Raw genomic sequence first — 12,797 nt, 5'->3', positions numbered from 1 at the left:
GCCCGCCACTGCCTACCAGCGCCTCGCCGTCGCACGCACAGAGCTGAAGTCCATGGCCTGCTCGACCTCCCGCAGAGTCTCCTCGGCGGCTTGGCGTACCTCGGCAGGTACATCGCCCCGCTCCTCTACGAGGCCTGCATAGATCGGTGCCTCGGCACGGTTTGCGGAACTCACGTCGAAGAGGGCCCTTCAAGTCGGTACGTACGGCGTCCGGCGGCAGCCAGAACGGAGGACGAGTGTAGGTGGTCCATGGAGCGCCGGAGCAGGCCGCCCCCGCCGCCCGGACTCCGCGCCCCGCAGCCTACGGCGTGCCCGCCGCGCCACTCATGGCAGGTACCGCGAAGGCCTTGGCCGTCTTCAGCAAGCGAGGGCCGGCCCGGTGAGCGTTTCGGACGGCCTGTCCAGCCTCCGGACTCCCCTCTACTGCTTTTCCAAGATACGGAATATATTTTCCGTTGAGCGCACTGCGTCCGGGGGAGGAACACAACATGGGCATCGACGCGGCACTGCCACGCCGGGCGGCCGCCGAGCTGGTGGGGACCGCCGCCCTGGTGACCGTCATCGTCGGCTCCGGCATCCAGGCAGCCAGTCTCAGCCAGGACGCCGGGGTTCAGCTCATCGCCAACGCACTGGCCTCGGCCATCGGACTCGGCCTGCTGATCGTGCTGTTCGGCCCGGTCTCCGGGGCTCACCTCAACCCGGTGATCACACTCTTCGCGTGGTGGTCCCAGCGGCGCGGCGAAGCCCGCTTCAGTGGCCGCGAGGTCGCCGTCTACATCGGCGCACAGCTCGCCGGGGCGGTCGCGGGAGGCGTGCTGGCGGAGGCGATGTTCGGCCGGATGCCCGGCGTCTGGTCCACCCAGGTACGGTCGGCCGGCCATCTGCTGCTCGGCGAAACGGTCGCGACGGCCGGACTCGTGGTGGTCGTCTACGGACTGGACCGCATCGGCCGCGCACAGCTCGCCCCGCTCGCGGTCGCCTCGTACATCGCCGCGGCGATCTGGTTCACCTCATCGGGGTCCTTCGCGAACCCGGCGGCGACGGTCGGACGGGCGCTCACCGACTCCCTCACCGGCATCGCCCCCGCGTCGCTCCTCGGCTTCATCACCGCCCAACTCCTCGGCGGCCTCATCGGCGCCGGTCTGGCGACCGTCCTCTATGGGCCACTCGCAGCGCGTACTCAGCCCACCAGCCTGTCGTTGACCGGTCGTTCCCGGCGATCGTCCCTCTCGCGGCGTGCGTGATGCGTACTGGCAGCCGGATGTCAGCGTCGGGCGGCCGGCGTTTCACCGGCCTCCGGAGACCCTGAGGACCGTCCCGGTGGTGTACGACGCGTCGGCCGACAGGAGCCAGGCGACGGCGCCGGCGATCTCGGAGGGCTCGCCGGGCCGTCCGAGGGGTATCTGAGCGGCCGCCTTGGCCGGGCGGTCAGGCGCCCCCATGGCCGCGTGCATGTCCGTGTCGATGATGCCGGGGGCGACGGCGTTGACCCTGATGCCGTCCGGGCCGAGCTCCTTGGCGAGGCCGACGGTCAGGGCGTCGGTGGCCGCCTTGGTCGCGGCGTAGTGGACATAGTCGTTCGGGCTGCCTAGCGTGGCGGCCGCGGAGGAGATGTTGACGATTGCCCCGGACCCGAGCGCCGTCATGTCCCGGGCGGCTCGGCGACAGCACAGCAGGTAGCCGAGGAGGTTCACTTCCAGTACTCGTCGCAGGTCTTCGGTGCGGGCGTCGGCGAGCCTGCCCAGCGGGCCGGTCACACCCGCGTTGTTGACCAGCCCGGTCACCGGGCCGAGTTCGGCCACGGCGGTGTCGAACAACCGCTCCACGTCCGACTCGTCGGAGGTGTCCACCCGCACCGTGACGCAACGCGCCCCGGCCGCCCGTACAGCGGCCGCGGTCTCCTCGGCCGCCGTGCTGTTGCTGACGTAACCCAGAGCGAGGTCGTGTCCGTCCTCGGCCAGCCGCAAACACGTTGCGGCTCCGATGCCTCGACTGCCGCCTGTGACGACGGTGACCGGACGTGACACGTGCTGCCTCCTGCGATCGCTGGTGCGCCTTGGTACCGCACCCAGTCATACCTCACGCGCCTGCGGGCCACCGCGAGGGGCCGTCCGGGCGTCAACTCCTGTGGCCGGTCCGCACGGACAGCCCTCGGCGCAGGCATTCGGCGAGACGGACGGCGATCGTCCCGTCCGGGTCGAGACGGGGGTTGAAAATCGTGACGTCGAGTCCCCGTGCTCCTTCGTCGGCGAGCGCCGTCCCCAGCACGGTCTCCAGTTCCCGCCAGGTCAGCCCGCCAGGCAGGCGGTAGTCGACAGCCGGCATGACCGCGTCGTCCAGGACGTCCACGTCGAGGTGAACCCAGTAGCCGGCGCTGCCACCGGCGGAGAGCCGGTCGACCGCCCGGCGCGCCGCCGCGGTGGCGCCGGCCGCGCGCACGCCGTCGAGGTCGATCGCGTACAGCCGTGGCGGCAGCGGCTGCATCCCCGCCTCGGCGGACTCGTGCCGGTCGCGGAAGCCGAAGGCGACGACATCCTCGTCCCGTACGAGTGGCCCCCGGCCTTCGAGGTCGGTGAGCGGCAGCGGTCCGCGCCCCGTGGCCAGGGCGAGTTCCATCGAGGCGGCCTCGCCGGCCGGCTCCGCCGACGGCTGGTAGAAGTCGGTGTGGCCGTCGAGGAACAGCAGTCCGTAGCGTCCGCGGCGTCGCAGGGCGAGGAGGTTGCCGAGCAGGATGCTGCAATCACCGCCGAGGACCACAGGGAAGTAACCGCGGCCGAGGACGCCGCCGACCCTGTCGGCCAGAGCTACGGAATACCGCGCGATGCCGACCGGGTTGAGGACCCCCGTGTCGGCGTCGCGCCTCGGGTCGTACACCGGTGCTTCGACCCGGCCGGCCCACACCGCGCCGAGGTACGTCAGCAGGCCGGTGTCGAGCAGGGCGGACGGCAAGTCCTGTACCCCGGACGGCCGGAGCCCGAGTACGGACGGCGCCTCGACGACGGCTGACTGCTGCACCTGCGAACCCTTCCCTTGGCGGGACGGCCGCGTACGCCGGCGCTACCGCGGGGCTTCGAGTCGGGTCGGTACCGGCTCAGTACTGCTCCGCCGGCTCGATGTTCTGGTTGGCGTGGAAGAAGTTGTGCGGATCGTACGTTCGCTTGATGTCTGCCAGCCTGTCGTAGTGGTGCCGGTAGGTGGCCCTGACCCGGTCCTGCCTCTCGCCCGTGCCCATGAAGTTCACGTAACCGGCGCCCATGGAATGCGGTTGCAGTTCCTCCGAGTAGTCGACACACCACTGCTTGAGCGCGTCGGCGTTGGCGGGGTCGGGGTCGATGCCGGCGATGACACCGGACCAGACGGCGTCCCGGTAGCTCCACGCGGTGTCGTCCTGGCCGACGCGGCTCGCGGCCCCGTCCACCGGGTAGAGGTGGGTGGTCGACAGGTCGGTGGGGAGGTTCTCGGCGTACTTCGCGTGTACGTCGATGGCTCCGTCCGTGATCCGGTCGAAGAAGTTTCCGCGCCAGTACCACTGCAGTCCGGTGGGGATGAGTTCGTCGAACATGGTCTGCAGCGCGGGGTAGGGCATCGGCGCCGCGAAGTGGAAGGCGGGCGCGCCCGGTTCGTTCACCACGGCGAAGGTCTCGTCGAGGCGGTCCAGGTCTCCTGTCCAGCACCACACGACTCCGCACATCTTCTGGCCGTGGATCTCTTCCGGGAAAGGCGGGCCGGGCGGAATGTTGAGTGTCGCGAAGAATCCGTTCAGATCGTCGGGTGCCTGCGGCAGGAAGTCGCGGTACCACCGCAGCACCTCGCGGGTGCTGTCGACCGGCCACACGGTGATGCCGACGCCCACGGTGTCCACCGGGTGCAGCCGGAAGCTGAACGAGGTGACGATGCCGAAGTTCCCGCCGCCGCCGCGCAGGGCCCAGAAGAGGTCCGGGTTCTCGGTCGCGCTCGCGGCGACGAAGCTGCCGTCGGCGAGCACCACGTCCGCCGCCAGCAGGTTGTCCGCCGTAAGCCCGTACTTGCGGGTGAGGTGGCCGTGGCCGCCCCCGAGCGTGAGGCCGCCGACGCCCGTCGTGGACATGATCCCGGCGGGGGTGGCCAGACCGAAGCCGTGGGCCGCGTGGTCGAGGTCGCCGAGCGTGCTGCCGCCACCGACCCGCGCGGCCTTCGCGGTGGGGTCGACGCGTGCCCAGCGCATGGGTGACAGGTCGATCGTCACGCCGTCTTCCACCAGGCCCAGGCCGGGGCCGCTGTGCCCGCCGCCCCGGACGGCGAGTTCGAGCCCGTTGTCGCGGATGAAACCGACCGCGGCCATGACGTCCGCCGCGTCCGCGCACCGGACGACGGCGGCCGGGCGCCGGTCGATCATGGCGTTGTAGATTTTGCGGCTCTGGTTGTACTCCGGGTCCTGCGGACCGATGACCGGGCCGCGCAGTGCGGTCCGCATCGCTTCCAGAGTTCTCCCGTCCATGACCATCTCCTTGCCGAAACGACGCGGCACCGCTTTGCCACCCGGCTTCTCCCCTGTTGGGCCGCCAGTGAGCGGTTGTACGCCGGCGCCCCGGCACTCCCGTTCAGCCACGCCACAGCCGATCGACGCCGGAGGGCTGACACATCCAGCATCCCGCCGGGCGGGAAGCGCCGCAATTCCGGCGGTCAGGCGCCTCGGGGCCAGGTGCGGTCGAGAAAGTCGGCGATCAGTGGGGCTATCTCGGGGAGTTTGTCCTCCAGGGCGAAGTGTCCGGTGTCGAAGACGTGCAGTTCGGCTTCGGGCAGGTCGGTCAGATAGGCGTGGGCCCCGGGCTCGGGGAAGAAGGGGTCATTGCCGCCCCAGACAATCAGCGCCGGCGGGGTGTGTTCGCGCAGCCAGGCCTGCCACCGAGGGTACTGAGCCAGGTTGCTCCGGTAGTCGAAGGCGAGGGCGACCTGGGCCTCCTTGCGGCCGGGCAGGTCGAGGAAGTGCTGGTCGAGGGTCCAGCCGTCGGGGGCGACGAGGTGCGGATCGGCGGTGCCGCCCTCGTACTGGCTCCGGGTGGCCGGCAGAGTCAGCAGGTCGCGGACGGTCTTCTCGGCGCCCGGTTCCTGCGGACGCAGCGCGATGAAGCCGCGGGCGGCGTCGGAGAGGCCTTCGGAGTAGGCGTTGCCGTTCTGCACGACCAGGCCCGCGATCCATTCGGGGTGGCGGGTCGCCAGACGGAAGCCGACGGGGGCGCCGAAGTCGAAGACGTACACCACGAAACGGGTCAGTCCGAGCCGCTGGACGAAGCCTTCGGTGATGTCGGCGAGCCCGTCGAAGGTGTACGTGAAGCCGTCCGGAGCCTCGGTGTGTCCGAAGCCCGGGTAGTCCGGGGCGATCAGCCTGTACTGCGCGCCGAGTACGTCCATCAGGCGGCGGAACTGGTGCGAGGCGGAGGGAAAGCCGTGCAGGAGCAACAGGACCGGTGCGTCCGCGCGTTGCGGGATCGACTCGCGGTAGAAAACCCGCGTCCCGTCTACGTCGACGTGACGGTGAAGTGTGCGTGGGACGGCCGGAATCGTCATGTCACATGCCTCCGTGGCGAGTTGATGCATTAGTTCTACGGGTGGCGAACTAACGTGTCAACACCTGGATGTAGCATTAGACGCATGAGTGATACCGGGCCTCTGACCGGCGAGCCCCTCGCCCTCGACCTCGTCAACACCCGTTCGTACGGAGCCGACTCGCTCGGGACGCCCGCCCAGCTGCGGGTCTGGCTCGACCTCCAGGGAGACCGGCTCGCGGAGGCGCGGGGCGACGCGACCGAGGCCGACGCGGCCGCTGTACGAGCCGTACGCGCCGTACGCGAGCACACCGCTGCCGCCGTCCGGGACCACCTGCGGGGGGACCCGCCGCCCGCGTCCGCGCTTCGCGCGCTCAATGACGCGCAGCACGCGGCCCCCGCTGTCCGCGAACTCACCTGGCACGGCGGCGCTTTCACCGCCACGGCTCGCCGCACGGGACCGCTCGCCGTACGGCTGGCCGCAGCCCTCGCGGAAGCCGCCACCGACCTGCTCGCCGGTCCGGCGATGGAACGGGTGCGCGAGTGCGAAGCCGATGACTGCGTCATGCTGTTCCTGCCCGCTCACCCCCGGCGCCGCTGGTGCTCCCCCACCCGCTGCGGCAACCGGGCCCGCGTCGCCCGCTACTACCACCGCTCGCGCATGCGTGCTGCCGATCCCGCTGAATCGAGCAGTTAGACGTGCAGGGTTCCGTCGAGGACGGTGACCGCGTGCCCGGTGAGATGGACGCGGTCACCGTGCACGGCGGTCCTGACCAGGCCGGTGCGCGCGGATACCTGCAGGCCGGTGAGCTCGTCGCGGCCGATCCGCGCCGACCAGTAGGGGGCCAGTGCGGTGTGGGCGCTGCCCGTGACCGGATCCTCGAGGATGCCCTCAGCAGGTGAGAAGAAGCGGGAGACGAAATCGTAATCCAGGCCGGGACCGGGCGCCGGGGCTGTGATGATGACACCGCGCAGGCCCTCACGGCGGGTCATGTCCGCCATCGCGTCGAGGTCGGGGGTCACAGCCCGGACGGTGCCCTCGTCAGGCAGGACGGTCAGCAGATCGCCGAGCGCACCGGTGCGGAAGGCCGCCTCCGGCTTCACCCCCAGAGCCTCCAACAGACCTTCCGGCACCGGGCTTTCAGTGACGGGCGCGGCCGGGAAGTCCAGGGTGATGCTGCCGTCCTCGTGCGCATGAGCGGTGAGGATGCCGCTGAACCGGCTGCGGAAACGCATCGCGCCGTCAACCCCACGCTCCCGCCGTAGTGTGTGCGCCGTGGCCAATGTGGCATGGCCGCACAGATTGGTCTCGACGAGCGGGGCGAACCAGCGGATCTCCCAGTCGGCACCGTCGCCGACGGGGAGCCGCCTCGCGAAGGCAGTCTCCGAGTAGTTCATCTCCGCGGCGACACGTTGCAGCCACACCTCCTCAGGCCAGTCCTCGGTATCGAGCAGGCACACACCCGCGGGGTTGCCGGCGAAGGGCCGGTCGGTGAAGGCGTCTACGACGTGGACACGCATACCGCGACCATATCGAAGCCAATCACAACTAAGCGCAGTCCAATTCGAGGAGAGTGGACTCACTTTCCGCCCGGAGCCTCCATCCGCACTCCGATCATCTAGTGGGGGAGTTCGCCCGCCGACTTCTCCAGGCGCAGCAGGTCGTGCGGGGTGAGCCCGGACGCCTCGCAGACAGCGTCGACCGGCGCGCCCTCGCGCACCGCGCCGACGGCCTCCGTCTCCACATCGGCGCGGGCGGCATCCGCCGCGGCTTCGGCGTCGCGCAGACGGTGGACGGCCAGCTCAAGAGGTGAGAGATCCATGGCCGGATGCTCCCACACCGAGGCGAACGGATGCACCGCACCACCGAGGCCCGTGCGGAGGCGCGGCCGGGATGCGGCCCGTCACCCGGCGCCCGACCATGGAGAGCCGGGGCGCCGCAGGGCGCCGCACCGCTGAAGTGGACGGACGTTGTCAATGGAAGACCCGGACTACGGCACCACCACCGGTGCCGCCCCCGACCCGGTCCGCACCGCCTCGCTCAAGGCCGCCCGAGGGGCCCTGACCTCGGCCGGCGTGCATGTGATGCCGCCGGACACCATGCGAGCGTGCACCGGAACGGACGGGCTTGCGTGGGACCGTTTCGCCGCCCACTGGGAGAATCTGTCTCCCGACAGGTACGCGGCCGAGAGCGGCACCTCCCGGCTGCGGCGCTACGGGCACTTCTCACTCACGGGAGCCACGGGAGACCTGACCCTCCTGCCGCACGTCCCGTTCGTACAGCCGCAGGACACCAATCCGCTCTACGTCCAGGTGGACCGTCACTTCGACCCGCTCACCGACACCTTCGCGGCCGACCCCGTTCTGCTGTCCGTCATCAGGCTGCTGGGCGAACTCGCGGCCTGCCTGGACCGGACGACGGAATGGAGCGTGAAGGTGCATCCCTTCCGTGTCGTCGCCGCGGCCGACGGACAGGGAAAGCCCACCCCCGAAGGACTGCACCGGGACGGCGTCACCCTCGTTTCGTCGCTGCTGATCGGCCGGCGCAACGCCGACGGGGGTGAAAGCTCGGTGTTCGACCCGGACGGGAAGCAGGTACTGGCGACGACGCTCAGCGAGCCGGGAACCCTGCTCCTCGGTGACGACCGCCGCACCCTGCACCAGGTCTCACCGATCCGCCCGCTCGACACCGGCCGGCTCGCGTGCCGCGACGTACTGGTCACGACGCTCACGGCACGCTGAGCCGGGCACGCTCACGGAGCGGAGGCCCACCGCGCCGCTGCGGTCGCCGCGACCAGCTCGTCCACGGCGCCGCCGGGCCCCGCCCCCGTGGCGGCCGCGGCACGCTGGCGCTGCGCGCCGCAGCCCCGTGCCGCCAGCCGCCGCAGGAACGCCGTCGCCTCGCCCATCTCCCCGTACTGCTCCAGAGCGGGACGCACGTACTCGACGAGGCGCTCCGCCTGCACCGAAGAGGGCAGGATGTGCCCACTCAGCGCGTCGACGCCCGCGCCGGACCAGCCGTCCCGTGCCGCGCGCCAGTACGCTGCGCGCAGCAGTTCACTGGACGTACGAGGGCCTGGGTCGCCGCGTACGGCCTTCGCCTCCGCCGTCACCACGAGCGCCCTGATCAGCGCCGTGAGAGCCACCGTGTCGTCGATGTCCGGCAGGACGTCCATGGTGCGGATCTCCAGCGTCGGCAGTCGCGGGTTGATCCGGACGTCCCAGAACGGCATGTCCGCTTCCAGCATGGCCTCCGACGCCGCCATCGCCTCGGCTAGCCGCTGGTGCTCCTCCGGCGAGGCGGCGTACGGCGGCGGCCCCAGGCACGGGAACCCGCTCCTCATCACGGCACGCCAGCTCGCGTATCCGGTGTCGCGCCCCTGGTGGAAGGGGGAGTTGGCGCTCATCGCGACCAGCAGCGGCAGCCACGGCCTGAGGTGATTGGTGACCAGCACGGCCACCTCCCGGTCGGGCAGATGCACATGCGCGTGGAAGGCTGAGATGGCGAAGTCGTCGAGCAGGGCACGGTACTGGTCCGCCCCCGCGCGGTATCGCGGGTGGTCACCGATGTCGGCCGGCACTCCGCCTCCCATGACCGGCGTACCGGACGCGCACAGGCGCAGGCCCTCGGCGCGCGCGGCCGCCACGGCCGCCGCGCGTACCCGGGTCAGTTCCTTGCGCAGCTCGTCGGCGCCGGAGCAGGGGGGTGTCTTCCCCTCGATCTGGTACTGGGTGAATTCGCCCGAGACGAGGTCGCCCAGAACCTCGGAGGCACGCGCGACGACCCTGGCCCCCGCCGGCTCCATCCGGCGCGTCGCGGGGTGGACGAGGAAGTACTCCTCCTCGACTCCCACCGTGGGCGCCTCAGCGCCGGCCGCCGTGCTGCTGGACCCCTGGTCGTGAGTGTTCACCGCATCAGCATCACGTGGTTCGGCGGATCTGTCGCTTCCCACACCACCGCCATACCGGCGAAACCGGCGGACCGGCCCCGCCAGCGGTGCGTCAGGCGCGTCAGCGTGTTGTACGCGATGGGGCGGTGCTGTTCTGTCACGCCACCCCTCGGGACGGGCGCCCCGGCAAGTGACCGGCCGGTGGCCTCGCGCGCGCCTGGGGCGCGGGGGCAGCCACCGGCCGGTGTCATGCGCAGGAACGGCTACTGCGGGGGATAGATGTCCCCGCCGCCCATGCTGCTCGCCTGCTCGCTCTGCTCTCTGAGGTGGCGGGACTTCCCCTTCAGCCGCTTGCGCTGCTCCGGGTCGGTTGCACGTTCCGCGGCCTGTTCCATCTCCTGCGCCCTCCGGCGCAGTTCCTGGGCACGGCCGCCGGACTCACCTGCAGCGCTCATGATCACTCCTCGGGTCGCAGGACAGAGCGGGCTGAACCAGCGAAACAGTGCCGGCGCGCCTGCGCATTCCGAACGGTCACCCACCGCTATCCGCACAGGCCACAGCGTTCCCCAAGGATTCCGACAGACGCCCCGTCACGAGCCGCCGGCCACCGGCGTCCGGCGGCGGGTGCGCCTACGGTGGTGTACGTGCGCCTGCTGCTGACGTCCGACACCCATTTGCCCAAACGCGCCCGGCAACTGCCCCCCGAGCTCCTCGCGCGGGTGCGGGAAGCCGACGCCGTGATCCATGCCGGCGACTGGGTGGACGCGGCCGCACTGGACCTGTTCGAAGCCCACTCGCGGCTCCTCATCGGGGTGTACGGCAACAACGACGGACCGGACCTGCGCGCGCGGCTGCCCGAAGTGGCGCGGGCCGGCCTCGGTGGGCTGCGCTTCGGCGTCGTACACGAGACCGGAGCCGCTGCGGGGCGCGAGCGCAGGTGCGCGGAGCGCTTCCCGGAATTGGATGTGCTGGTGTTCGGCCACAGTCACATTCCGTGGGACACCACAGCGCCGGGCGGACTGCGGCTGCTGAACCCGGGTTCGCCGACCGACCGGCGGCGACAGCCCCACTGCACCTACATGACCGCCGTCGTTGAGGACGGGCGGCTGAGCGAAGTCCGCCTGCACCGCCTCCCGCCGCGCCGCTGACACCCGACGCGGCTCGGTCCGATGTCTTTCGCACCGCAGGCGTGGCGCTCGCAGTCGCGCGCGCTTTCTCTCGTTATGTTCCATGCGGACAGGCGCAGGCGGGCCCCCGCATGCCCTGGGACCTCCGCGAACGCCGCACCGGACGAGAGACGCGATGAGACTTCGTGCCACTGCCAGCCGGCGACTGGCCCTTCTGCTGACACTGGTCGCCGGGCTTGCGGTGACCCGGGCCCCCGCCCCGGCGGCGTACGACCGGGCGACGTACGGCAATGCGACGTACTCCCAAGTGACCCACGCCCACGCCGCGCCGTGCCCGGCGTCCGTGCCCTACCGGTCCCGTGAGTCCGGCTACAACACCTTCCGTATCCCCGCCGCACTCCAGGTACCCGGCGGCGCGCTGCTCGCCTTCGCCGAGGGCCGGCGCGATTCCTCCGCGGACGACGGCGACATCGACCTGGTCCTGCGGCGCTCCCTCGACGGCGGATGCACCTGGCAGCCGCTCCAGTTGGTCGCGGACGCCGGGAAGGACACGGTGGGCAACCCCGTGCCGTTGATCGATGCGGGCAGCGGAGACATCGTGCTGGTGACGTGCCGGACCCTCGGCGGCGCCACGAAGCGGCAGGTGACGTCGGGTGAGGTCGCCGCCTCGGTCCGTCGTGTGTACGTCCAGCGAAGTGCCGACGGCGGCAGGACGTGGTCGCCGCAGCGGGACATCACCGCGTCGGTCAAGCCCTCCGACTGGCGTTGGTACGCCGTCGGCCCCGGCCATGGGGCCGCCCTGCGGCACGGGCGCCACCGGGGCCGGCTGCTGGTGCCCGCGAACCACAGTTCGGGCACTACCGGGCGCAGCGGTGCCCACTCCCTCTACAGCGACGACGGCGGGCACAGCTGGCACGTCGGGTATGTGAGCGGGTCGGTCGACGGCCCCCTCGCGCTCAACGAGAGCACGATGGCCGAACTCCCGGGCGGCTCGGTCTACATCAACGCCCGGGACCACGACCGGACCGCCGAAGGCTCCCGCGCCGACGCCTACACGGCCGACGGCGGTCTGACGCTGTCCGTCCCCTTCCGGCCCCAGCCCGGCCTGACGGGCCCGACGGTCCAGGGCAGCGTGCTTCAGGTCTCGGGCCGGCCGTGGAGGAGCCCGCTGCTGTACTCCGGCCCGTCGGACCCGGACAAACGCCGCCAAATGCAGGTGCGTGCCAGCGACGACGGCGGACGTACGTGGCGGCCGGTCTGGACCGTGTCGGAAGACCCGGCGAGCTACTCCGACTTGGTGCAGACGGGCCCGGCCACGGTGGGCCTGCTCTACGAGACGGGGCCGCGGGCCACCCACGAAATCATCCGCTTCACACCCTTGCCCCCGGACACGCTGACATCCGAGTGGTGATCCGGGATGCTGAAAGCGTCGCGCGGCTCATGCGTGTGACAGTGCGAAGGAGACCAGGAATCCGCTGACAGTGATCAGGCCGATCGCCAGGTGGGCGTCCTCGAACGCCTCCGGGATCATGGTGTCGGCGATCATGGCGAGAATCGCACCGGCCGCCACCGCCGTAACCGCTGCCACCACCGCGGTCGGCAGCCCGCCGACGACGGCGTAGCCGAGGACCGCCGAGACCGTACTGGCGGCAGCGATCGCGCCCCAGATACCGAAGACGTACTTCTTGCTGCGCCCGGCCCGGCGCATGCCGGCGGAGCTCGAAAGGCCCTCGGGGACGTTGCTGATGAACACCGCCACCACCGTCACCATGCTGACGGCCCCGCCGTCGACGAGGCTGACGCCGATCACCGCCGATTCCGGCACACCGTCCAGCAGGGCGCCGAGCGCCAACGCCAGGCCGGAGCCGGCCTGTTGAGCCTCCGACGGCTGGGACTGCCGGCGCCCGGAACGCTTGCGGTGCCGCGCCCCGCGGCGCGCCAGCCATACGTTGCCCGCCGTATAGGCCACGGCACCGCCCACGGTCCCGACCGCTGCCGGAGCCAGCCCTGCCTGGTCGTACGCCTCCTCGACCAGCTCGAAGGAGACCGCTGAGAGGAGCACGCCCGCACCGAACGCCATCACTGACGCCACCACCCACTGCGGGATCCGCACCCCGTACCCCAGGGCCGCCCCGAGCAGCAGGGCCGACCCGGCCACCAGCCCCCACATCCCCGCCAGCACCACTTCTTCCATGGGCCCCATGTACCCCGGAACCACCCGTGAACAGCCCGGCTGCGGCGCCGCACACACCAAC

General features: G+C 71.1%; 16 protein-coding genes. 5 read left to right on the top strand and 11 right to left on the bottom strand.

Annotated elements, in window-relative coordinates:
- Positions 1-12 precede the first annotated feature (12 nt).
- Positions 13-174, bottom strand: coding sequence for a hypothetical protein (locus AC1P0E_RS31525; protein WP_482745508.1), 162 nt, complete (start codon positions 172-174; stop codon positions 13-15).
- A gap of 314 nt (positions 175-488) precedes the next feature.
- On the opposite strand from AC1P0E_RS31525, the gene AC1P0E_RS31520 reads away from it, so the two are divergent.
- Complete coding sequence (locus AC1P0E_RS31520; protein ID WP_482745507.1) at positions 489-1,244, top strand: aquaporin; 756 nt, start codon at positions 489-491, stop codon at positions 1,242-1,244.
- A gap of 42 nt (positions 1,245-1,286) precedes the next feature.
- Here AC1P0E_RS31520 and AC1P0E_RS31515 read toward each other — a convergent pair whose 3' ends face one another.
- From AC1P0E_RS31515 to AC1P0E_RS31500, 4 genes are all read right to left on the bottom strand, one after another.
- The gene (locus AC1P0E_RS31515) at positions 1,287-2,027 is read right to left on the bottom strand and encodes an SDR family NAD(P)-dependent oxidoreductase (protein ID WP_482745506.1); all 741 of its coding nucleotides are present in this window, start codon (positions 2,025-2,027) and stop codon (positions 1,287-1,289) included.
- 91 nt (positions 2,028-2,118) lie between these two features.
- Positions 2,119-3,015, bottom strand: a complete 897-nt coding sequence (locus tag AC1P0E_RS31510; protein ID WP_482745505.1) for an arginase family protein — start codon at positions 3,013-3,015, stop codon at positions 2,119-2,121.
- A 76-nt stretch (positions 3,016-3,091) separates the two neighbouring features.
- Positions 3,092-4,477, bottom strand: coding sequence for an FAD-binding oxidoreductase (locus AC1P0E_RS31505; protein WP_482745504.1), 1,386 nt, complete (start codon positions 4,475-4,477; stop codon positions 3,092-3,094).
- Between the two features lie 185 nt (positions 4,478-4,662).
- The gene (locus tag AC1P0E_RS31500; RefSeq protein ID WP_482745503.1) at positions 4,663-5,547 is read right to left on the bottom strand and encodes an alpha/beta fold hydrolase; all 885 of its coding nucleotides are present in this window, start codon (positions 5,545-5,547) and stop codon (positions 4,663-4,665) included.
- 84 nt (positions 5,548-5,631) lie between these two features.
- Between AC1P0E_RS31500 and AC1P0E_RS31495 the strand changes: the two genes are divergently transcribed.
- A complete protein-coding gene (locus tag AC1P0E_RS31495; RefSeq protein WP_482745502.1) occupies positions 5,632-6,222 on the top strand; it encodes a CGNR zinc finger domain-containing protein in 591 nt (196 codons plus the stop codon).
- Here the strand turns inward: AC1P0E_RS31495 and AC1P0E_RS31490 are convergent.
- Positions 6,219-7,046: a PhzF family phenazine biosynthesis protein gene (locus tag AC1P0E_RS31490; protein WP_482745501.1), complete on the bottom strand. Its 828-nt coding sequence runs from the start codon at positions 7,044-7,046 to the stop codon at positions 6,219-6,221. The two genes, AC1P0E_RS31495 and AC1P0E_RS31490, sit on opposite strands and share 4 nt — an antisense overlap.
- A gap of 98 nt (positions 7,047-7,144) precedes the next feature.
- Positions 7,145-7,348, bottom strand: coding sequence for a hypothetical protein (locus AC1P0E_RS31485; protein WP_482745500.1), 204 nt, complete (start codon positions 7,346-7,348; stop codon positions 7,145-7,147).
- Between the two features lie 154 nt (positions 7,349-7,502).
- Between AC1P0E_RS31485 and AC1P0E_RS31480 the strand changes: the two genes are divergently transcribed.
- Entirely contained in the window at positions 7,503-8,267 is a 765-nt protein-coding gene (locus AC1P0E_RS31480; RefSeq protein ID WP_482745499.1) for a 2OG-Fe dioxygenase family protein, read from the top strand.
- Between the two features lie 11 nt (positions 8,268-8,278).
- On the opposite strand, the gene AC1P0E_RS31475 is transcribed toward AC1P0E_RS31480, so the two are convergent.
- The 3 genes from AC1P0E_RS31475 to AC1P0E_RS31465 all read right to left on the bottom strand — a co-directional run bounded on the left by AC1P0E_RS31475 (position 8,279) and on the right by AC1P0E_RS31465 (position 9,870).
- A complete protein-coding gene (locus tag AC1P0E_RS31475; protein ID WP_482745498.1) occupies positions 8,279-9,436 on the bottom strand; it encodes a carboxylate-amine ligase in 1,158 nt (385 codons plus the stop codon).
- On the bottom strand, positions 9,433-9,576 hold the full coding sequence (locus AC1P0E_RS31470) for a hypothetical protein (RefSeq protein WP_482745497.1): 144 nt from the start codon (positions 9,574-9,576) through the stop codon (positions 9,433-9,435). The genes AC1P0E_RS31475 and AC1P0E_RS31470 overlap by 4 nt, the downstream gene beginning before the upstream one ends.
- Before the next feature lie 102 nt (positions 9,577-9,678).
- Positions 9,679-9,870: a DUF6381 family protein gene (locus AC1P0E_RS31465; protein WP_482745496.1), complete on the bottom strand. Its 192-nt coding sequence runs from the start codon at positions 9,868-9,870 to the stop codon at positions 9,679-9,681.
- 189 nt (positions 9,871-10,059) lie between these two features.
- Here AC1P0E_RS31465 and AC1P0E_RS31460 point away from each other — a divergent pair, with 189 nt between their 5' ends.
- The gene (locus AC1P0E_RS31460; protein WP_482745495.1) at positions 10,060-10,563 is read left to right on the top strand and encodes a metallophosphoesterase family protein; all 504 of its coding nucleotides are present in this window, start codon (positions 10,060-10,062) and stop codon (positions 10,561-10,563) included.
- A 154-nt stretch (positions 10,564-10,717) separates the two neighbouring features.
- Positions 10,718-11,953 (top strand): sialidase family protein, encoded by a 1,236-nt coding sequence (locus AC1P0E_RS31455; RefSeq protein ID WP_482745494.1) that lies wholly within the window; start codon positions 10,718-10,720, stop codon positions 11,951-11,953.
- A gap of 27 nt (positions 11,954-11,980) precedes the next feature.
- Here AC1P0E_RS31455 and AC1P0E_RS31450 read toward each other — a convergent pair whose 3' ends face one another.
- A complete protein-coding gene (locus AC1P0E_RS31450) occupies positions 11,981-12,736 on the bottom strand; it encodes a ZIP family metal transporter (protein WP_482745493.1) in 756 nt (251 codons plus the stop codon).
- Positions 12,737-12,797: the final 61 nt, after the last annotated feature.

The sequence above is a fragment of the Streptomyces sp. TRD_SC_5 genome, from assembly GCF_056836825.1.
The sequence above is the reverse complement of the archived record's forward strand: the minus strand, read 5'-3'. Positions and strand labels throughout refer to the sequence as shown.